Origin of the sequence: Paenibacillus sp. Marseille-P2973 (genome assembly GCF_018101095.1) — a bacterium.
GTDB classification, from domain to species: domain Bacteria; phylum Bacillota; class Bacilli; order Paenibacillales; family Paenibacillaceae; genus Fontibacillus; species Fontibacillus vini.
Map to the genome: position 1 here is coordinate 60,964 of NZ_JAGQEH010000010.1, position 18,896 is coordinate 79,859.

20 protein-coding genes and 1 pseudogene are annotated in these 18,896 nt (G+C 52.2%); 8 read left to right on the forward strand and 13 right to left on the reverse strand.

Features of this window, described 5'->3' with window-relative positions; translation table 11 throughout:
• The first annotated feature begins 1 nt into the window (after position 1).
• Both KB559_RS18315 and KB559_RS18320 read left to right on the forward strand, forming a co-directional pair.
• The gene (locus tag KB559_RS18315; RefSeq protein ID WP_211023684.1) at positions 2-1,102 is read left to right on the forward strand and encodes a DUF1648 domain-containing protein; all 1,101 of its coding nucleotides are present in this window, start codon (positions 2-4) and stop codon (positions 1,100-1,102) included.
• Positions 1,103-1,140: 38 nt separating this feature from the next.
• On the forward strand, positions 1,141-2,763 hold the full coding sequence (locus KB559_RS18320; protein ID WP_211023686.1) for an alpha/beta hydrolase family protein: 1,623 nt from the start codon (positions 1,141-1,143) through the stop codon (positions 2,761-2,763).
• A gap of 128 nt (positions 2,764-2,891) precedes the next feature.
• Here KB559_RS18320 and KB559_RS18325 read toward each other — a convergent pair whose 3' ends face one another.
• From KB559_RS18325 to KB559_RS18340, 4 genes are all read right to left on the reverse strand, one after another.
• Positions 2,892-3,710 (reverse strand): alpha/beta fold hydrolase, encoded by an 819-nt coding sequence (locus tag KB559_RS18325; RefSeq protein WP_211023688.1) that lies wholly within the window; start codon positions 3,708-3,710, stop codon positions 2,892-2,894.
• A 141-nt stretch (positions 3,711-3,851) separates the two neighbouring features.
• Complete coding sequence (locus KB559_RS18330; protein WP_348772935.1) at positions 3,852-4,271, reverse strand: SRPBCC domain-containing protein; 420 nt, start codon at positions 4,269-4,271, stop codon at positions 3,852-3,854.
• Positions 4,272-4,403: 132 nt separating this feature from the next.
• Positions 4,404-4,733: an ArsR/SmtB family transcription factor gene (locus KB559_RS18335; protein WP_211023690.1), complete on the reverse strand. Its 330-nt coding sequence runs from the start codon at positions 4,731-4,733 to the stop codon at positions 4,404-4,406.
• Positions 4,734-5,087: 354 nt separating this feature from the next.
• A complete protein-coding gene (locus tag KB559_RS18340; RefSeq protein WP_211023692.1) occupies positions 5,088-5,834 on the reverse strand; it encodes an IclR family transcriptional regulator in 747 nt (248 codons plus the stop codon).
• A gap of 291 nt (positions 5,835-6,125) precedes the next feature.
• On the opposite strand from KB559_RS18340, the gene KB559_RS18345 reads away from it, so the two are divergent.
• Entirely contained in the window at positions 6,126-7,163 is a 1,038-nt protein-coding gene (locus KB559_RS18345; protein WP_211023694.1) for an alpha/beta hydrolase, read from the forward strand.
• Positions 7,164-7,255: 92 nt separating this feature from the next.
• Positions 7,256-8,533, forward strand: coding sequence for a Fe-Mn family superoxide dismutase (locus KB559_RS18350; RefSeq protein WP_211023696.1), 1,278 nt, complete (start codon positions 7,256-7,258; stop codon positions 8,531-8,533).
• 45 nt (positions 8,534-8,578) lie between these two features.
• Here the strand turns inward: KB559_RS18350 and folE are convergent, their stop codons facing one another.
• From folE to KB559_RS18385, 7 genes and pseudogenes are all read right to left on the reverse strand, one after another.
• Positions 8,579-9,172, reverse strand: a complete 594-nt coding sequence (gene folE / locus KB559_RS18355; protein ID WP_211023698.1) for a GTP cyclohydrolase I FolE — start codon at positions 9,170-9,172, stop codon at positions 8,579-8,581.
• A gap of 49 nt (positions 9,173-9,221) precedes the next feature.
• Positions 9,222-9,458 carry a YneF family protein gene (locus KB559_RS18360; protein WP_211023700.1) on the reverse strand — a complete coding sequence of 79 codons (237 nt, stop codon included), beginning with the start codon at positions 9,456-9,458 and terminating at the stop codon, positions 9,222-9,224.
• A 93-nt stretch (positions 9,459-9,551) separates the two neighbouring features.
• Positions 9,552-10,589, reverse strand: a complete 1,038-nt coding sequence (locus KB559_RS18365; protein ID WP_211023702.1) for an HD-GYP domain-containing protein — start codon at positions 10,587-10,589, stop codon at positions 9,552-9,554.
• 23 nt (positions 10,590-10,612) lie between these two features.
• Positions 10,613-11,794 (reverse strand): annotated as a pseudogene (queG, locus tag KB559_RS18370) (tRNA epoxyqueuosine(34) reductase QueG); the annotation flags it as partial.
• Positions 11,795-11,841: 47 nt separating this feature from the next.
• Entirely contained in the window at positions 11,842-12,285 is a 444-nt protein-coding gene (rnhA, locus tag KB559_RS18375) for a ribonuclease HI (protein ID WP_211023704.1), read from the reverse strand.
• 34 nt (positions 12,286-12,319) lie between these two features.
• Entirely contained in the window at positions 12,320-12,940 is a 621-nt protein-coding gene (gene lepB / locus KB559_RS18380) for a signal peptidase I (RefSeq protein ID WP_247681939.1), read from the reverse strand.
• Positions 12,941-13,067: 127 nt separating this feature from the next.
• Positions 13,068-13,514 (reverse strand): GNAT family N-acetyltransferase, encoded by a 447-nt coding sequence (locus KB559_RS18385; RefSeq protein WP_211023706.1) that lies wholly within the window; start codon positions 13,512-13,514, stop codon positions 13,068-13,070.
• A gap of 369 nt (positions 13,515-13,883) precedes the next feature.
• Here KB559_RS18385 and KB559_RS18390 point away from each other — a divergent pair, with 369 nt between their 5' ends.
• Positions 13,884-14,498, forward strand: coding sequence for a superoxide dismutase (locus tag KB559_RS18390; RefSeq protein WP_211023708.1), 615 nt, complete (start codon positions 13,884-13,886; stop codon positions 14,496-14,498).
• 22 nt (positions 14,499-14,520) lie between these two features.
• A complete protein-coding gene (locus tag KB559_RS18395; protein WP_211023710.1) occupies positions 14,521-14,733 on the forward strand; it encodes a hypothetical protein in 213 nt (70 codons plus the stop codon).
• 106 nt (positions 14,734-14,839) lie between these two features.
• Here KB559_RS18395 and mutY read toward each other — a convergent pair whose 3' ends face one another.
• A complete protein-coding gene (gene mutY, locus KB559_RS18400; protein WP_481856469.1) occupies positions 14,840-16,066 on the reverse strand; it encodes an A/G-specific adenine glycosylase in 1,227 nt (408 codons plus the stop codon).
• Positions 16,067-16,250: 184 nt separating this feature from the next.
• Entirely contained in the window at positions 16,251-16,640 is a 390-nt protein-coding gene (acpS, locus tag KB559_RS18405) for a holo-ACP synthase (RefSeq protein WP_211023712.1), read from the reverse strand.
• 374 nt (positions 16,641-17,014) lie between these two features.
• Between acpS and KB559_RS18410 the strand changes: the two genes are divergently transcribed.
• On the forward strand, positions 17,015-17,878 hold the full coding sequence (locus KB559_RS18410) for an alpha/beta hydrolase (RefSeq protein WP_211023714.1): 864 nt from the start codon (positions 17,015-17,017) through the stop codon (positions 17,876-17,878).
• Between the two features lie 60 nt (positions 17,879-17,938).
• Positions 17,939-18,841: an AraC family transcriptional regulator gene (locus KB559_RS18415; RefSeq protein WP_211023716.1), complete on the forward strand. Its 903-nt coding sequence runs from the start codon at positions 17,939-17,941 to the stop codon at positions 18,839-18,841.
• The last annotated feature ends 55 nt before the right edge of the window (positions 18,842-18,896 follow it).

The following is an 18,896-nucleotide window of genomic DNA, read 5'->3' on the forward strand; positions in this document are numbered from 1 at the left end:
CATGCAAATGCTATCCGCCCTGCTGCTTATCCTGATGTTTCTGCCGGTCATGATATCCATGGCATTCATGCCTTATCTCACCAGAGAAACCGTCAGCTTCGGGGTCTCCGTTAGCGAGGATAACTACCGCAGCGAACCTCTGCGCCGGCTGCGCAAGACCTACGCATCGATAAGCCTGACCATAAATGCCATTCTATTCATTCTCTGCATTTACAGTTCGGTTCAATCGAAGGACGGCTTGGAGCAAAATACGGCCCTCGGAATTTACATCTCGATCATGGTCGCTGCCTCCATCGCATTAAATCTGATATTTCACTTTAAAATGAAAAAACTTCGGTCATCCCTTCCATCGGCGCCTGCGGCTAAATCCGTTCTCGCTGTGGATACGGGCTTCCGCCGAAACAAATTGATCCTGTCCAACTACTGGTTCCTTATCCATGCCGCGGTCATTGCGGCCAGCACCCTGATCGTGCTGGTGAATTACGATAAAATTCCGTCCACCATCGCGATGAAGTTCGACTTCCAAGGCGAGGTCATCAACAGCGCAGCCAAGTCTTATTGGACCGTGCTTTCTCCTAACTTGATGCAGATCGTGATGACCCTGATCTTCCTGTTCATTAACTGGAGCATTTTGAGAAGCAAACAGCAAATCTATGCCGGGGATCCGGAGCGGTCCATTCGTCAGAACACCTTGTTCCGCCGCAGATGGTCGTTGTTCACCATTGTGTCCGGTTTTGCGATGGTATTGTTGCTCTCTTTTATCCAACTGAATATGATGCATCCGATGGATACGGGTGTGATTCTGTCCGTCAGCATCGCCATTCCCGCATTCGTCGTGCTGTTCGCCGTCACGCTCTCCTTCAATACGGGTCAGGGCGGCAGCCGGATCAGCCGCAGACCGGCAGGCTCCAAGGTACAGCCTGTGGATGACGACAGCCATTGGAAGCTCGGCAGCATTTATTTCAATCCTCAGGACCCTTCGATATTCGTGGAAAAAAGAGCAGGCATCGGCTGGACGATGAATTTCGCCCATCCGGCCGGTTGGATCGTCCTCGCGGGCGTTGCGATTGCCATTGTGGCATCCCTTGTTTTCTCGGGCTAAACCAAATTCATATATTCTAGATTCTGGAGGGATTTCTCATGTCTAAAAACAGGAAAAACACGTTAAAAGCAGCCGCCACCGTTACCCTGGCTCTAAGCCTTACGCTTCCTGCAGCGTCGGCTCTCGCCGCTTCCCCGGCACCCGTTTCCCAAAGCGGAACCGCTCTTGCCCCCTTACGGGAGACGGCAACCGGACTTGGAGCAACGGTACATTGGGATCAGAATAAACAAACAATCACGGTCAAAAAGGGCGCTCATGTCCTGGTTCTTCAACCCAATAAGAAAGAAGCTTTGCTGGACGGCCAAACCGTTACTTTAAACAACTCCGTTAGAATCGTATCCGGGCAGACACTGATCGAACCCGCTTTTATGAATAAAATATTTCCGACTGCCGAAACTCCGGCCGACCCGGCCGATGACTTCATGGACTTGTTGAAGGCCGGGAACGGAACCGAAGCCGCGGCTTATGTAGGCCCGGAAGCAGCTGTTCTTCTGTCCGCGGATGTGCTCGGCAAGCTCTGGTCCAACTATGAAAGTATTTTTGGAAAAGTGTCCGGTCAAGCCGTAAAAACCGAAGCAACCAATTCGGTTCACCGCAATGTGACATATACATTCCAAGCGGCAAACACCCCGTTCCTTGTGACCTTAAGAATGAACGCTCAGGGACAAATCGATGATTTCTTTGCCAATACCGTCACACCATCCCTGTATCAAAAACCGGCTTACGACAATTCCGACGCATACACCGAGCAGGAAATCACCGTAGGCGAAGGGGCCATGGCTCTTCCGGGCACGCTCACTTTGCCAAAAGGGGACGGCTCCTTCCCTGCCGTCGTCCTCGTTCACGGCTCCGGGCCGCATGACCGCGACTCTTCCATCGGCAGTGCCAAGGTGTTTCGCGATCTCGCCGCGGGACTTGCTTCGCAGGGTATCGCCGTGCTGCGCTACGACAAAGTAACGTATGAGCATTCCATGAAGGTATCGGCCGATCAGAAGTTTACCCTGAAGCGGGAAACGGTGGATGACGCGTTGGCGGCCGTGAAGCTGTTGAAGAACAACGCCAAAATCGATGCTTCCAAGATTTTTGTGGCCGGTCATAGCCAAGGCGCGTTCGCGGTACCGATGATGATCGATGCCGACAAGAACGACGATATTGCCGGTGCAATTCTGCTCTCCGGCCCGAGCGGCAAATTTGCCGACATCCTGGCGCTGCAGCAGAAGGAACTGGTGTCCCGCGTAAAACAAAGCGGCCTCGACGCTACGCTTTTCGAGCAGCAAGCCGCTCAATATACGGCGGTCGCCGATATGGTAAACGACCCGAAATACACGGTCGACAACATGCCTGCGAATTTCCCGATGCCTCCGGCCTACTGGTGGTATGAGCAAAAGAATTATGTCCCTTCCGAAGTGGCCAAGAAGCAGACCGGCCCGCTCCTTATTCTCCAGGGAGAGAATGACTGGCAGGTTCCATTAAGCCAGCTTGACGGTTGGATGCAAGCGCTGAAGGACCGCACCGACGTAGAATACAAGTCCTATCCAAAGGTCAACCATCTGTTGGCCGAGTATGACGGAATCTCAATCGGTTCGGAATACTACCAGCCTTCCAACGTATCTAAATCGATCGTTGACGATATCGCTGCCTGGGTGAAAAAGACTAAATAATCTTAAAGGATATGACGCGCTGGCACTGATGATGGTGCTGGTGCTGACTTAAACAAACAAGCCCTCAGAATGAGGGCTTGTTTGTTGTCTATATGAGAGTACATTTGTGATTGAAGTCGATCGAAGTCTTAGCCGAGGAAGTATCTTCCTATTTCAGCCGCCAAAGCTTCCGGCGCCATCATCACCGCAGAATGGTCCTGACCGTCAAGCGTCCGGTGATCTCCCTGTTCCAGCAGATCCGCCAGCGCTTTTGCCGCTTCGTGGAGGAAAGGGGGCGAATTTTCGCCGGAGGTAACGCTTACCGGAATGCTGACCTTCCAACGGTCGGCCGGCAAAGGCTGTCCGGATTGAGTACTGCCCATAATTTGCCCGTCATAAGCCAGTGTATGAGCCATGGAGCTCATTTTGTCCCAAGACGGGTCCGCCTTCATAAACTCGATATATTCGCCAGGCACGCCTACCGCTTCGGTCATAAAATATTCCACGGCACCGCTTCGATCATCCTCGGCCACCACGCGGTTTAAAGTATTCACATATTCCGGCGAGACCGGAGGACGGCTCTCATCTACAATGAACGGAGGCTCGTATAAAAAGAGTTTATTCACGCCGCTCCCTAATTTGCTTGCCGCTTCCAGGGCCAAGACCGCTCCGGAAGAGCTTCCGAAGAGAAACGCGCTCCCGCCGGCTTCTTTGATCAACGCATGGATATCTTCCACTTCCCGGTCTATCGCATAGGGTGAAGCTTCATTGCTGCCGCCGCGTCCCCGGCGGTCAAAATTGTACACGGTAAATTGTCCGGCAAGCCGGGCTGCCAAATGCTCGGCATCTGTATGATCTGCGGCTGCGGCGGCTACCAGGATAAGTGCGGGGCCCTCACCCAGCTTAACAAAGGCGATCTTCGTGCCGTCTTCCGAAATTACGCTATTCTTCGATTGAATCAATTCCATGGATGATCTTCCTCCCTAAAAGGTTAAATATTAATGTGTGTTCAAAAAGTCGACTTTTTAGCACCGAGAAGGTTCAAGATTCGATGCCGGGTATGCAACCTGAATCACTTCGTGATCAAAAGATGACTTTTTGAACAACCTCTATATAAAGTGATTCTCGAGCCGGGTGAGCGTCTCCTTATATCCCTCAATCATGCCCATGGCCTCGGCGGACTCCAGTTGTTTTACCTCTTGGAACCGGGTAGTTATGGTAAGCTTCGTTCCTCCGGCAATCTCTTCGAAAGCAATGATTGTCGGCATTTCGCTCCCTTCGACGACATTCCAATCCCGATCCGTAAACGAATCGATATAATAGAGCCGGTATGGCTCGCTTACCTCACAATATGTAGCTTTGCAATACGCTTCATCGCCTTTGCCGTCGGCCGGTGCCAGACTGTACCGCCAAACGCCGCCGGGTCTCACATCCATTTCATAGACGGTTGCCGTAAAATTTCCGGGCCCCCACCAGTGCACAATATGCTCCGGCTTGGTCCATCCTAGCCAGGCAAGCTCCCGTTTCACGGCAACAGTGCGTTCAATGATAAGCTCCCGCCTATCCAAATCTTTGATGACCTTTGTTTTTTTCCTGATGAGGAGCCCTCCTTACCCGATCTGGTCGTTAAACGAAATCGAAATGAAAATGTAATTACTCGCTTACTCCTCTCCTTGGATTTGAATCAAGTAATCTTCAAAGCTGTCAAGTCGATCTTCCCATAAACGGCTGAATGAATTGAGCCAGGCGTCCAATTCTTGAAACGGTTGTGCCTCAAGACTGTAAATGCGTTGCTGCGCGTTACGACGGACACCTACCAGTCCCGCTTCGCTTAAAATGCGCAAATGCCGGGATACCTGAGGTTGGCCAAGTTTTAGTTCTTCTACGATGTCGCTAACCGAACGTGGTCCGAGCTTCAATAGCTCCACTATGTTAAACCGGTTAGGCTCTGCAATGGTGAACAAGGTTGTTTGCAAGGCTAAAGTATTCATGTCCACAATATACACTTAAACATATATACATGTCAACGTATATAATGCAAAAAAAGAAGACCGCTGATCCCAACCTCGGATCAACAGCCTGCTTATTAGTTTAAGTTCGTGTTCAAAAAGTCAGGTTTTCAGGACCAAGCGTATGCTTTCGAAGTGCGTTTTTACAAAACGCTTTAGGTCGGATGAAGCTAGGGACTGAGTAGCGGAGCTAAACGTTTTCGTAGAAAACGACTTCGTAAGCATTTGCTCATAGGGTACGTGAGCAACGGAAGGCCCGGCTGAATTCAAGATTCGACGTCGGATCCACTTCATGATCTGCTTCGTCATGGAAAGATGACTTTTTGAACAACCTCTTTAAGTATGAATCATCATGCCCATTTCCCGGGCCGTTTCGATCAAGACCGGAGCGAAGTCCTCCAGCGTCTGGGGCGACAGCCGGCTGACCGGTCCGGAGACGGAAAGGGCCGCGGCGACTTTCCCGGTCCGGTCAAAGATCGGGGCCGCTACCGCCGCCGCGCCGGGCTCCCGTTCCTCATAGCTCGTAGCGTAGCCGAGCTTGCGGATCTCCTGCAGCTGGGCGACATATGCGGGCCGGTCCACCGCCGCCGGCCAGTCGGCGCTCTCCAGCACGGCGCGGACGATTGCCTCCTCCGCATAGGCAACCAGCACTTTGCTGGATGCACCGACGTACAGGGGCAGCCTTGCACCGACCTGCGCGACCCGACGGATCGCCTGGTTGCTCTGTACCGCCTGAATGCGCAGCCGGTCCGTTCCATCGCGCAAATACAGGCTTACCGTTTCTCCGAGCCGGTCGCGAAGCTGTTCCATTTGCGGCAGCAGCAGGATGGCCGGATCATCATTTTGGGACAAATGGGCTGAAAGCTCCCATATTTTCAAACCGAGACGGTATTTCTCCGTCGCCGAGTTGCGGATGACGAACCCCTTCTCCTCCAACGTAGTCAGCAAACGGTGCACCGTACTCTTATGAAGCCCAATTTCACCCGCAATCTCGGTCAGGCCCAGATCGCTGTCCTTCGTAAAACACATTAATATATCAAGCGCCCTCTCTACGGCGCGTACAGTAAGTTTCCGATCTTCCATCAGGAAACCACCCCTCCTTAAGTTTCACTGCATGAAACGCGGTTACATAAATTATAAAGACAGGGACAGGGTTCCGTCAATGAATCACAGCCAATTATACCCTTGCATTGACATAAAGGACGCCTCATCATACGATAATTTTATAGGATTCGTCTCGTTTCGACATATTCCGATTATATTCTTGTCATCCGGTTATATATGAAATATTAAATTTGAACTTTTCTGTTCGTAAGGGAAGCCCGGCTTTAAGGAACATATATTATTATCAGATATTTATAAGGAGGGGGAATCATGAGCCAAAGCAACCGGAACGATCTTCCCCTGTCCGGAGGTCTTAAGGAGAAAGAAATACCCGCTCTTGAAATCAGGCGCATCAGCTTCAAGCATATTATTGTGGCCTTGATGTTATCGGTTCTGTTTTTCCTGCTCTTCTGCTTCGTTTCTCTGCATGGATATATCGCCTGGGTATTGTCCAATCCTACGGTAGCCCCGATCTATTCCAATCCGAAGCTATCCAAGAACCTGGAGTACGAGGATATCGTCTTCCCTGCCGCCGACGGCAGCAGAGTCATGCATGGCTGGTATATTCCGGCCGCCGACTCGAACCAAACGATCGTTTTCAGCCACGGCTACGGAGCCAATCGCGAGGAAACCTGGATTCCGATGTACGACCTCGCTCACTACGCTCACCGGCTGAACTTTAATGTAGTGATGTTCGATTACGGATTCGCCGCGCAAAACAGCAAAGAGGTCGCCACAGGAGGCAAGAAAGAAGCCCAGCAGCTGCTCGGTGCCATCCAGTTCGCCAAACAGCGGGGAAGTCAGGAGATCATCGTCTGGGGCTTTTCCATGGGGGCGGGTACCGCACTGCAAGCCGCCTTGACGAGCAAGGATATCGACGGAATGATCCTTGACAGCACTTTCCTGCTTGAGCCGGATACGATGTATCATAACATTCGCCAGCATATCGATCTCCCGCGCCATCCTTCTCTGGAGATTATCGGAATGCTGTTGCCCGTGCTGAACGGTACGAGCTTGCGGCAGATTCCGTATCCCGAGGTCAAATCCAAGGATTACCCCTTCCCGATTTACTTTATTCACGGGACGGAGGATGAGAAGGCGCCTTACCCGATTGCCGAAAAACTGGCGGAAAACCAGACGAATCCCGCTTCCGGCGTCTGGATCGTGGAGGGATCCCATCATGAGCTTATTTTCCGCGAGCATCCCAAGGAATACTTGCGTATCGTTTCCACCTTTCTAAGCCGGGTAGGACAGTCCCAGCATGAGGGTCGGACTCAAGACCAGCCGGCAGAAAAAGACACTGACTAACCCAAGCATAAAGGCCCGTTTCGAATGGCATAGGCCAGGCCATCCCCGGAATACAATGTACACAACGATACATTCCGAGGAGGTTTAACCCGATGCTGTTTGTTTACGGGCCTTATTTGCCTGTCCGCATTTTGGAAGAGATTCGTTTCTGGAAAGAACAGGAGACCGAGCATACCGATGTCATCAAAGCGATTGTTCCCGGTTTGGAGCCGAACTTCGTTAAACTGCTGGACGAATGGAAGCAGGTATTTGCCTCTACCCAACAGGCGGCAGATCAGCTGCTCCAATTCGGCGTTTCCTCCAAAGAAGCAGCCTGCGACCCCTGGCTGATCAAGGAGACCGAAAGATTACTGGGAGCATCGTTCCGGCAATCCCAGGAATTTATCCGCCAGCTGTATATCATTCTCGACCAGAGCGCTGCCGCTAAGTCCGTCCCCCTTGCGAAAACCGTCCTGCTTCATATCATCCGCGAGTCGGAATATTTCCTCGGTGTGCTGGAAACGCTCAATCGTCCGGGACAAATTGCGAACAGCATGGCCGAGGCCCACCCGTTCCTTGGCCCTTACCGGCCGGAACAGGAGCAGGCTGCCGTCATTTCCGGTTCCGCACAGCAAGATGATATTCCTTCGGCCAGTCACCAACCCCCGGCCACTATGTCTCTCGCCCAGGTTCAGCAATTTGACCGGAACGACAAGGATCCGAAGAGTGAAACGGAATCGGAGCAAGCCCTGATCAACAGCCGTCCCGTCCCAATTGGCGGCCACACGCTCCCTCCGTTGCCCTATCCTTACAATGCGCTTGAGCCCTACATCGATGAAACAACGATGCGCATCCATCACGACAAGCATCATAAAACCTATGTGGACGATTTAAATAAAGCGGAGAAAAAACTTCAGGACGCCCGTAAATCCGGTAATTTCGATCTAGTCAAACATTGGGAGCGGGAGCTTGCCTTCAATGGCGCGGGCCATTACCTGCATACGATCTTCTGGGATATCATGAACCCCCAAGGCGGCGGAAAGCCTGAAGGCGAGCTGATGGAGCAGATCAAACGCGACTTCGGCAGCTACGACGCCTTTCATAAGCAATTCTCCAGCGCTGCGGAAAAGGTCGAGGGCGGCGGCTGGGCCATCCTTGTCTGGAGCCCGCGCAGCCATCGACTGGAAATTCTCACGGCGGAGAAGCATCAGAACCTGTCGCAATGGGACGTCGTCCCTCTCCTCCCGCTTGACGTATGGGAACACGCTTATTATCTGAAGCATCAGAACAATCGCAAGGATTATATCAGCGACTGGTGGAACGTCGTCTATTGGCCAGCCGTCGCGGAGCGGTATGGAAAAGCGAAGCAACTAAAATGGCAGCCGTATTAACGGCTGCCATTCTTGTGCGATCTATTCAAATTTCAAATGCACTTCTTACTCTTTAATCAAGGACAGAAATTCCGCCCGCGAAGCAGCTTCCGTACGGAAGGTTCCCCGAACCGCCGAAGTAACCGTCTTGCTTCCCGGCTTCTTGATACCCCGGGCGCACATGCACAAGTGTTCTCCTTCAACGACAACCATTACGCCTTGAGGCTTGAGGACCTCGTCCATAATGTCGGCGATTTGCGACGTAATACGCTCCTGCACCTGCAGACGGCGGGTTACCGCTTCCACCAGACGAGCCAGCTTGCTGAGCCCGGCGATCTTCCCGCTCGGAATGTATCCAATATGCACTTTCCCGAAGAAAGGCGCCATATGGTGCTCGCATTGGCTGTAATATACGATATCCTTTACGATAACGAGCTCCTCATGGTTCTCTTCAAACGTAACTCCAAGCACGTCCCGGGGATCGACTTCATATCCGCCGAAGATTTCCTCGTACATCCGGGTTACCCTCGCCGGCGTTTCGAGCAGTCCTTCCCGCTCCACATCTTCCCCGACCAACTTAAGAATCTCGCGCACGTGATGCTCAATCTGTTCCCGGTTGTCTCCCACTCGAGAGTTGACATAATCTTTTACTCCAGCCATTTCAGCGCCTCCTCCTTTCGATTCATTCAGCCACCATGATACAGCGGCATTACTTTTTCTTGCGTTTTCCTCCTGCTGGAGGCATTTGACCCTGGTTCTTCATCATTTGCTGGGCTTTCTGCATTTGCTTGCCGTTTAAATTATACCCCATTTGCTTCGCCATCTTTTGCAGCATTTGCGGATCAGACTGCATCTTCGTCAGTTGTCTGCGCAAATAAAAGACCCCGATTGCAAAGCCGCCGACCAAACCGACGATTAACGTAATAATAGGAATTACGATATCCATTGCTTAAGCCACCCCTGTATCAATCTCAATCTTCTGGCGCCAAGCTATACAGCTAGCGCACTCAACATATCATAGCATTCAAGAAGATGCGATTCAAGCCAGAACCGCTTCGATAAACACCGTCGTTTCCGTCGCCAAATCCACTTCTTTAACTTCCATATCCTCTCCCGAGCCCCGTATGACTCTAACGGACGGACGTCCGGGTAAACCGCGATGCTGGCTGACGACAACCCCCGTCTCCTTGGTCGAAAGCCGAACCGCCGTACCATTCGGATACACCGACACGATACGGGTAAACTCCACCAGAACGTCGCGGTCAAGCGTTTGTTCGGAGCAAGCCATCAGTTGCTCGCATGCCTCGTGAGGCAGCATCGGACGCTGTCCTCCGCTCCCCCCGCCGCCGATGAGATTATCGTACATATTGGCCGCTGCCACAATTTTGGGAAACAGATGTATCTCTTCCTTATTCAATCCCCTTGGCAAGCCTGTCCCATTCAGTCGTTCATGATGCTGAAGGGCGGTATGCGCGATGAGCAGGTTAAACTCCCGCTTATGCTTGAGAATTTCAAACCCCCGCCAGGCGTGGTGCAGCTTCAAGTCCTCCGGATCGGCATCCTCGGGCAGCGGTTTGCTTTTCCCGATGTCATGAAGAAGCGCTCCGATAGCCAGATCTTTCAATTGGCCAAAATTAAGTCCCAGATTAAGCCCGATCATCGCGGACACGAGACATACATTGACGGCATGCAGATATGCCGCATTGTCGGCCGTGCGAATCTCCGTCAGTTGGACCATCACCTCTTTATGATTGAGGACATCCTCCAGCAGGTGATCGACGGACGCGCTGATTTTACGTGGATTCCATTCCTTGCCCGACCGGACCGCTTCCAGCGTCTCGCTCATTTCACGGAATACCGCCTGTTTCGTCGATTCGCTTAATACATCTTCAATCTCGATATCTTCATAGTCGGGATCCTTGATGTAAAGCATCGTAACACCGATCCGTTTCAGCGTATTGATCATATAGACCGTCAGCTGAATGCCCGCCGAAAGGAGCACAGTCCCGTTCGCGGAATATACCGTCTTGCCTAAAAGTTGACCCGGTTCGATATCCTCAACGCTTATGAATCTCATGTCTTATCCCCCTAGGTAACGATCTCTTCCAGTTTGGCGCGGGCTGCCTCCAGCCGTTCAAGCACTTCCGGATCGGCCTCGCTTCCGGCAGCTTTTATCACCGCCGCCAGCGCTTCTTGTCCTCCGATACGGCTTAAAGCCCAAGCTGCGGTTCCCCGCAAAACCGGGCGGGGATCGTTATCCATTATATCTATTAATTTCGGCACGGAGGACAGATCTTTGAAGTTCCCGAGCGCGATTACCGCATTTCGTTGAATCGGCTTCTTACCTCTCCAGGCAGCAGCGCTGTTTCCGAATCGTTCTTTAAATTCCCGGTTGCTGAGGTCAAGGATGGGCAGCAGGAGCGGCTTCACCGTTTCCGGATCGGGCTGCAGCTCGGGGCGATGATACCAGGACTTCCCTTTGTTCTTAGGGCAAACAACCTGGCATGTATCGCAGCCGTAAAGCCGGTTGCCGATTTTCACCATGAATTCTTCTTCCACAAATCCTTTGGTCTGAGTAAGAAAAGAAATGCACCGCTGCGCATTCAATTGTCCCGGTCCGACCAATGCCCCCGTCGGGCAGGCATCCAGGCATTTCGTACAATCCCCGCAATCCTCTGTCACCGGCGTATCCGGAGGAAAGGGAATGCTCGTGATCAATTCTCCAAGGTAAATCCAAGAACCCCATTTGGGCGAGATGATCGCACAGTTCTTTCCGGAAAAGCCGATCCCCGCACGCTCGGCCACCGCCCGGTCCGATAAGGCCCCGGTATCGACCATGCTCTCAATGCGCGCCTCCGGTACACGCTCGGCGATAAACGCTTCGAGCTTCGCCATGGCCTCCCGGAGAACCTGGTGGTAGTCTAGTCCCCATGCTGATCTGGCGAGAATTCCCCGGCGGCTCCCCGGCTCCGACTTCGGCGGATTTTCCATTTTGGACGGATAAGCGACTGCAATAGATATAAGCGATGCCGGCTGTTCCAGTGACAGTTCGGGATAGATTCTCTTGTCCAGATCCGGTTCTTCAAAGCCGGATTCGTATCCTTTATCCCGCCGGTCCTGCAAAATGGACTTCAACGATAAAAACGGGTCTGCGGCAGCAAACCCGATGTCATCGATGCCGAGCGACGGCGCGGCTTCCTTGATTTCCCGCTTTAGCTCTTCCCATACGGACCGGCCCGTCGCCCCGTCTTTGGCCATTAGGTTTTGTTCGGCCTTCGCCATCGTCACAACCTCCTTTTTGCGTCATTCTAAGGTGATTTATTCTCCCGTTATTTCGAGGACAAACGTTTAATCGCTTCCCGCGCGAGCAGGTCGCAATGATTGTTGAGCTCGTTATCGCTGTGGCCTTTGACTTTAACGTATTCAACTTCATGAATTCCCATCAACCGCCACAATTCCTGCCAAAGCTCCTTATTCTCTACCGGCTGTTTCTTGCTGTTCTTCCAGCCGTTCTTCATCCAACCGTGAATCCAGCCTTGCTGGAAGCAGTTGACCACATAGGCGGAGTCGCTGTAAACCTTAACCTTGCATGGCTCCTTAAGAGAACTCAGCGCCGAAATGACGGCCTGAATCTCCATCCGGTTATTCGTTGTCATCGGCTCGCCGCCGGACAGTTCCTTTCGATGACCGTTATACAGAAGCACGGCGCCCCATCCTCCCGGTCCCGGGTTTCCCGAACAGGCACCGTCCGTATAAATCATAATTTCCTTCACGAAATAACCTCCACCATTTTCTCTTTCTTTGGTATTACAAACCTCTTATCTTGGTAATCGGCCAAAAGACGAATTCCGCCCGGCCCACGATATCCTTCTTATTTACGTTGCCGAAGTAACGGCTATCTTTGCTCTGTCCGGCGTGACGATTATCCCCCATGACAAAATATTCGTCTTTTCCCAATGTCACCGGAGCCAGGTTGCTGTCTTCAATCGCCGTATCGGTATAAGGCTCGCTCTGCGGCTGTCCGTCAACCAGCAGCTCGCTGCCGCGGATTTCCACCGTTTGTCCGGGCACGGCAATCACCCGCTTGACTAGAAACGGCTTTTTGTCGGGGCCTGTGCTCGGATCCCGGAGCACCACGACATCGCCGGCGTGAGGCGGCGTAAACCAGTAAACGATTTTGTCTACAAACAGTCTTTCCTGCTCCTCCAGCGTCGGTTCCATCGACTGCCCTTTTACCATGGACAGGTTGAACACAAATACATTCAGCAGCAGCATAATTACGAATGCGATCGCCACCGTCTTGAGCAAATCCCAGAGCTCTGTCGCCCAGCCTCTATTGGCCTGTACCGTTTCCTCAGCGGAAGCGTTACCCGCCTGTTCCTTCTCTATCATATCCTCCTCGGTCGGAGGAGAAGTCATCGGTTCCATGAAGCACCTCATCAATAACATTTTAAAAATGATCTAATAATAGAAAAGCATATCCTGCACCCATTTGCAACGGGCGGAAGATATGCTTAAGTCCTGCAAAAATTAGCAAGATCGAATAATTCCTTCTTTATCTGGATCCGGACAACGAGCTTACCGCAGCGATACCAAGCTTCTGGAATGCCTCCAGAAATTTGCTTGCGCCGTAGCCCATAGCTTCATACAACGGGGCAATCGCTTTGTTGTGCGGGTCTCCGGCAATCATAATTTGGCGAATATTGTACTGCCCGAATCGCTGTTCCATAGCAGTTACGAGATTTTTGCCTACTCCTTGACGGCGGTAATCCGGATGAACGACGGTACGATAGATGAACCCCGTATTTTGGTCGATCGTTCCGATCAACGTACCTACAATTTCGCCATCCTCCGACTCAGCTATCATAATCAATTCCGAGTCCCAAGACAGCTGTCTGGCAAAAGCCCGTTTCGTGTCTTCGTAGCAATCCTCCATTAAGGCTACCTGCAAAAGCTCCATCACTTGATTAACATCACTCAATTGGAAGGAACGAATACGCATGCTATGATCTCCCTTTTCTCTACACATGATAGATTCATGTAAAATGGACGGCTGACGTTTTTACATCAACCGAATAATTGAATCCAGACAAAAATCGAGAAAAAACTGCTTTCTTGTCCATTAAACCATAATTATCTCCCGAATACACCATTTTTCTTCTGAAAGCGCTTTATATGAAGCGTTTACATTTATTTTTTTAAAATATTTTTCTAATATTGGAAATGAAAATGCATAATTTCTGACTATTTTCCAATAATAGGATTGTTAAACCCCGGTTTACATTTCGTTAGCTCATCCCCGAAAAGGGTAATAGTTTAATGATCCACAAACAATCCATTACTAAAATTAAAACTTGGAGGTACAACGAACATGGCTCATGAATTGCCCGACCTTCCCTATCCTGCAAACGCGCTGGAACCTCATATTGACGAGCAGACAATGAATATTCATCATGACCGGCACCATAATACGTACGTTACCAATCTGAATGCCGCTCTTGAGCAGGCGCCGGAGCTGCAAAGCAAAAGCGTGGAAGAGTTGATTTCAGACCTGAACAGCGTACCTGAAAATATACGCACCGCGGTTCGCAACAATGGCGGTGGCCATGCCAACCATACCTTGTTCTGGCAGATCATAGGGCCGGGCGGCGGCGGTGCCCCCACCGGAGCCGTTGCCGAAGCCATCGATCGCGACTTGGGCGGATTCGACAAATTTAAAGAAGATTTTACAAAGGCGGCAACTACCCGCTTCGGCAGCGGATGGGCTTGGCTGGTCGTCGGTAAGGACGGAAAACTTGCGATCACCAGTACCCCGAATCAGGACAACCCGCTATCTGAGGGTCTGACTCCCATTTTGGGGTTGGACGTCTGGGAGCATGCCTACTACTTGAAATATCAAAACAAACGTCCCGATTATATTTCGGCCTTTTGGAACATCATTAATTGGGACGAAGTAAACAAGCGTTACGAGTCAGCAACAAAATAACACCACCCCAGGAGGGATTCCCATGTCAACGGACAAGCAGCATGGTTTGACGAACGATCCGCAGGAGATGCTTAAGGCCAAGCATGAGGCGGACAAGCAGAAGCAACAGTTTACGAACTTTGCCCGCAGCGTCAGCGGAGATACCCCTGTCGACAATGGCCAGGTTTCGCCGGACAAGCACCATGAACCCGACCAGCAGAATAATATGAAGGATCAGGAGAATCGCATGATCTGAGGAAGTTTGAATCGCTAAAGAACGAAAAAGGCCGGACGAAGGATTACTTCCCTCGTCCGGCCTTTGTTTTGCCTTGTTAAGCTGCAAGCGACTTTAACTTTAACCTTTAGCCCCATAGAGGGGAATATTGCTTCAAAATCCGTAGAAATACATTCGGAAACGCAAGCGCCGCCATGTCCTCCGGTTTGATCCAGCGGTATTCCGCCGAGTCATCTTCGAGCACGGAGCCGCTTGTTTCGTATGCGGCCCCCGCTTCGGCAGCGGCAAGGCCGAGGCCCGGTAAGCCTGCGGCAGCGGCATGCCCGGCCGCTTCATGGAAGCGAAAAACGCGGAGATTCCAGTGGATATGGCTGAACGTATGCTCCGCGTCCATGAACGCTTCCACCGGCTGGGCGGGCACTCCCGCGGCGGCCAGTTCGGCGGCGAGCCGATCCATGGCCGGCCCGTCCGGCAGGCCGGCACCTTCGCCGGCGATCGCGGCTGCGGGGATGTGGGGCAGCTCCCACATCCGTGCGAGCAGCCCCGTATCCGGCCGGCGGCGGACGAGCACGCGCCCGGCGTGCTCCCCGTCACCCTCAACGAGGGCGACGAGCCGGTACTCCGGCCGCGGAGGCTTCGCCTTGCTCTTCACCGGCAGCGTCTCCTCCACGCCCTCAATCCGGGCCGCACAGTGGGCCATAACCGGGCATACCAGGCATTGCGGCGATTTGGGCGTGCATACCAACGCACCCAGCTCCATCAGCGCCTGGTTAAAGTCCGAGGCCCGTCCCCGGGGAATTAGTCCGGCGGCCAGCTCCTCCATCAGCGTACGGGTGCCGGTCTTCATAATATCGTCCCGAATCAGGAAATAACGGGAGAGCACCCGCATGACATTACCGTCCACCGCCGGCTCGGGCTGATTGAAGGCGATGCTTAAGATCGCGCCGGTCGTATAAGGACCGACGCCCTTAAGCGCGGCCACATCCGCCTTGTTCGCGGGGACAACCCCGCCGTGCCGCTCCATGACCTGACGAGCGGCCGCCTGCAAATTACGGGCCCGTGAATAATAGCCGAGCCCTTCCCAGCATTTGAGCACATCCTCTTCGGGCGCTTCGGCCAAATCCTTCAGTGTAGGAAAGCGCTCGATAAAACGCTGGAAATATGGAATGACCGTGTCCACCCGGGTCTGTTGAAGCATAATTTCCGAGACCCAAATCAAATACGGATCACGCTGTCTGCGCCAAGGCAAATCCCTTTTGGAACGGTCGTACCATTCCAGCAGCTCGGTACTGAAATATGTTTTGCTGTCTATATTGTCCTGCATGTTCTTCTCCTTAAATTTCAGTCTATCCATTGAATGGATGTGGGGCCAGTACGTATAATGTTCCTTCGATCGCTGTTGGTTCCAGATTTCTTGAATTTATAGAATCTGAGAAGGCAGAAATCCGGAACCAAAGGCGAACGCTCCACTTCTTCGGAATCATTTTACTCCCTTGCCTGCATCCCATTCTTTTAATTCATCTATCTATGAATTAGCTTCAATCCAAGCGTTCCACTACCGCGAAGGCTGAAGCCAGTTGGCGTTCATGCGTAATGCTCAGATGAACAGTGTATTGCTCCGGGGACAATCCTAACCGATTCCACGCTCCGTCGGATAGCGACACATACGGCTTGCCGTGGCCATCAGGTAAAATCTCCATATCGACAAAGCCCAGCTTGCTGCCAATGCCGCAGCCAAACGCCTTACTTAAAGCTTCCTTGGCGGCAAACCGCCCGGACAGGAACTCAGCAGGACGCGCACTGCATCCCGGAAGCTTCAGCTCTTCCGGCGTCAATACCCGCTGCTTCAGCTTGTCCCCCGCTTTTCCCTCCAGCATGCGTTGCATGCGTCCGATTTCCACCACATCATGACCGATACCATATATCAAAAGGCTGCCCCTCTTCCTCAATACGCTTCCTTATAGAGGTTGTTCAAAAAGTCATTTTTCTACGACGAAGCAGATCACGAAGTGGATTCGACGTCGAATCTTGAATTCAGCCGGGCCTTCCGTTGCTCTCGTACCCATGTACGCTCCGCTACTCAGTCCCTAACTTCATCCAACCTTCTTGGTCCTGAAAACCTGACTTTTTGAACTCACACTTAGAGATTCATAATTAAAAGGACTGTTCTATTGCTTCCAACTTACATTCCCATTGTAACAGGGAAGCCACCACGACGCGAGTCCGGCGCCCTCCCTATGTTATAATGAAGCTATTCTGCAGCATAACGACAACTCCCAAATAGAAAAGGAGAGACAAGCTTATGCCGATCGATTTTGAAATCCCCTTAAACGGTGGTCATCTGTTAAGATGCTCCCGCTTTCCCGCCCAGGAGCCTGCGGGCCCGGCGGCCCTGATTGTCATCGCCCATGGATATAAAGGGTTTAAAGACTGGGGAATGTTTCCCCATGCCGCGGAATATTTAAGCCGCCATCATGAAGTCATCACCTTCAATTTTTCCCATAACGGCATCGGCAGCCAACCCGAGGAGTTCACCGAACTCGAGAAATTCGCCGTGAATACCTATGACCGGGAGTTAACCGATCTGGACGAGCTTATTACCTACCTACAGTCTGACCCAAGTTATGCCGGACTCCCCCTATTCCTGCTCGGCCATAGCAAGGGTGCCGGTGTCTGCCTCATCCATGCGCTCGACCATCCCGGCCAGGTTCAGGGCGTCATCTCGTGGAACGGGATCACGAACCTTGACTTGCTCAGCGACAAACAGAAGGAAGAGATGACCCGGACCGGCCGCAGCTATGTGGTCAACGGACGTACCGGACAGCAAATGCCTCTCGACAAAATAATCCTCGACGATCTTGACCGGCAGCGGGAACGGTTCGATCTTTTAGGGCGGATGGCCCGCGGCTCCGATTTCCCCGTCATTCTGATCCAAGGCTCCGAAGACGGCGCCCATTTGCGCAAGGGCTCCGCGGAACTAGTCTCCCTGCGGCCCGACATCACCTGGATAGAGATCCCGGGCGGCAACCATACCTTTGGAACCGTTCATCCTTTTCAAGGTTTTACGGAGCCTTTCCATGCGGCGCTTGAAGCCACACTCTCCTTCATTTCCAAGATTTCCGGAAACGCGCCTTCTTCCCATCGCCATTCCGGAGAGCAAGAATGATCAAGCTAGCGGCTCCCTCACCCCCTATACTTAACACATAGACCGGTCTGGAGGAAGTTCATGAACAATGTTGAAATCATTCAGCAAAGCATCGAGTATATCGAATCGCGGCTTGATGAGGATTTGACCCTGAAGGGGGTGTCTCAGGCAATGCATTATTCGGAGTATCATTTCCATCGTACCTTTCTTCATCTGGTCGGGGATACGGTTACCTCGTACATCAGGAAACGCCGTCTCTCCAAAGCGGCGGAGCTGCTTGCCTTCAGCAACAAGAAAGTGATCGACATTGCGCTGGAATGTGGCTTCGGTTCCCACGAGGCTTTTACTAGAGCTTTCCGCAAAATGTACGGCATTTTACCGTCGGCCTGCCGCAGACTGGGGCGTCCCCCTTTTCTCGTCGCCAGATTCGAGGCGCATGATCTATTCGATGAACAAATCTATTTGGAACGGGGAGAATTTCATATGGAATATCGGATTGAGACTTGTCCGGCAATGAGAATCATCGGATACGCGATTCAAACGACCACGACGGACGGACAGAACAACACGGAAATCCCGGCCTTCTGGCAAGCTTACATACGGGATCAATTGGGCGCCAATGTGCCCGGCAAAAAACGTCCCGAGGTAGAGCTCGGCGTTTGTACTACCATGGACGAAGACGGCACTTTCCGCTACATCATCGGTTTTGAGACCGACGACAAGACCGAGGTACCGGAAGGAATGGTGGAGCTCACCATCCCGGAGGCGACCTACGCCATCTTTACGACCCCGCCGGCCGATCGAGCGGATTTCACCGACTCCATCCAGTCAACCTGGAACAAGATTTTTAGCGAGTGGTTCCCCACTTCCGGATACGAACAGGCTTACGCTCCCGACTTTGAATGGTATGATCAGCGGTGCTGGCCTGACAAAGGCCAGCAGATGGATATCTACATTCCTGTTCAGCCCTCAACCAAGCAATAACGAACAAGAAGCCGGCATTAGCGGATAACACAAAAATATAAAATGACGGTGCATG

Excerpts from the sequence above, each read along its gene's own strand:
- KB559_RS18350 (WP_211023696.1), top strand. The coding sequence starts at position 7,256 with ATGCTGTTTGTTTACGGGCCTTATTTGCCTGTCCGCATTTTGGAAGAG.
- KB559_RS18365 (WP_211023702.1), bottom strand. The coding sequence starts at position 10,589 with ATGAGATTCATAAGCGTTGAGGATATCGAACCGGGTCAACTTTTAGGC.
- lepB (WP_247681939.1), bottom strand. The coding sequence starts at position 12,940 with ATGGAACCGATGACTTCTCCTCCGACCGAGGAGGATATGATAGAGAAG.
- KB559_RS18340 (WP_211023692.1), bottom strand. The coding sequence starts at position 5,834 with ATGGAAGATCGGAAACTTACTGTACGCGCCGTAGAGAGGGCGCTTGAT.
- KB559_RS18410 (WP_211023714.1), top strand. The coding sequence starts at position 17,015 with ATGCCGATCGATTTTGAAATCCCCTTAAACGGTGGTCATCTGTTAAGA.
- KB559_RS18320 (WP_211023686.1), top strand. The coding sequence starts at position 1,141 with ATGTCTAAAAACAGGAAAAACACGTTAAAAGCAGCCGCCACCGTTACC.
- KB559_RS18345 (WP_211023694.1), top strand. The coding sequence starts at position 6,126 with ATGAGCCAAAGCAACCGGAACGATCTTCCCCTGTCCGGAGGTCTTAAG.
- mutY (WP_481856469.1), bottom strand. The coding sequence starts at position 16,066 with ATGGATAGACTGAAATTTAAGGAGAAGAACATGCAGGACAATATAGAC.
- KB559_RS18415 (WP_211023716.1), top strand. The coding sequence starts at position 17,939 with ATGAACAATGTTGAAATCATTCAGCAAAGCATCGAGTATATCGAATCG.
- KB559_RS18315 (WP_211023684.1), top strand. The coding sequence starts at position 2 with ATGCAAATGCTATCCGCCCTGCTGCTTATCCTGATGTTTCTGCCGGTC.
- KB559_RS18335 (WP_211023690.1), bottom strand. The coding sequence starts at position 4,733 with ATGAATACTTTAGCCTTGCAAACAACCTTGTTCACCATTGCAGAGCCT.
- KB559_RS18360 (WP_211023700.1), bottom strand. The coding sequence starts at position 9,458 with ATGGATATCGTAATTCCTATTATTACGTTAATCGTCGGTTTGGTCGGC.
- KB559_RS18395 (WP_211023710.1), top strand. The coding sequence starts at position 14,521 with ATGTCAACGGACAAGCAGCATGGTTTGACGAACGATCCGCAGGAGATG.
- KB559_RS18385 (WP_211023706.1), bottom strand. The coding sequence starts at position 13,514 with ATGCGTATTCGTTCCTTCCAATTGAGTGATGTTAATCAAGTGATGGAG.
- KB559_RS18325 (WP_211023688.1), bottom strand. The coding sequence starts at position 3,710 with ATGGAATTGATTCAATCGAAGAATAGCGTAATTTCGGAAGACGGCACG.
- folE (WP_211023698.1), bottom strand. The coding sequence starts at position 9,172 with ATGGCTGGAGTAAAAGATTATGTCAACTCTCGAGTGGGAGACAACCGG.
- KB559_RS18390 (WP_211023708.1), top strand. The coding sequence starts at position 13,884 with ATGGCTCATGAATTGCCCGACCTTCCCTATCCTGCAAACGCGCTGGAA.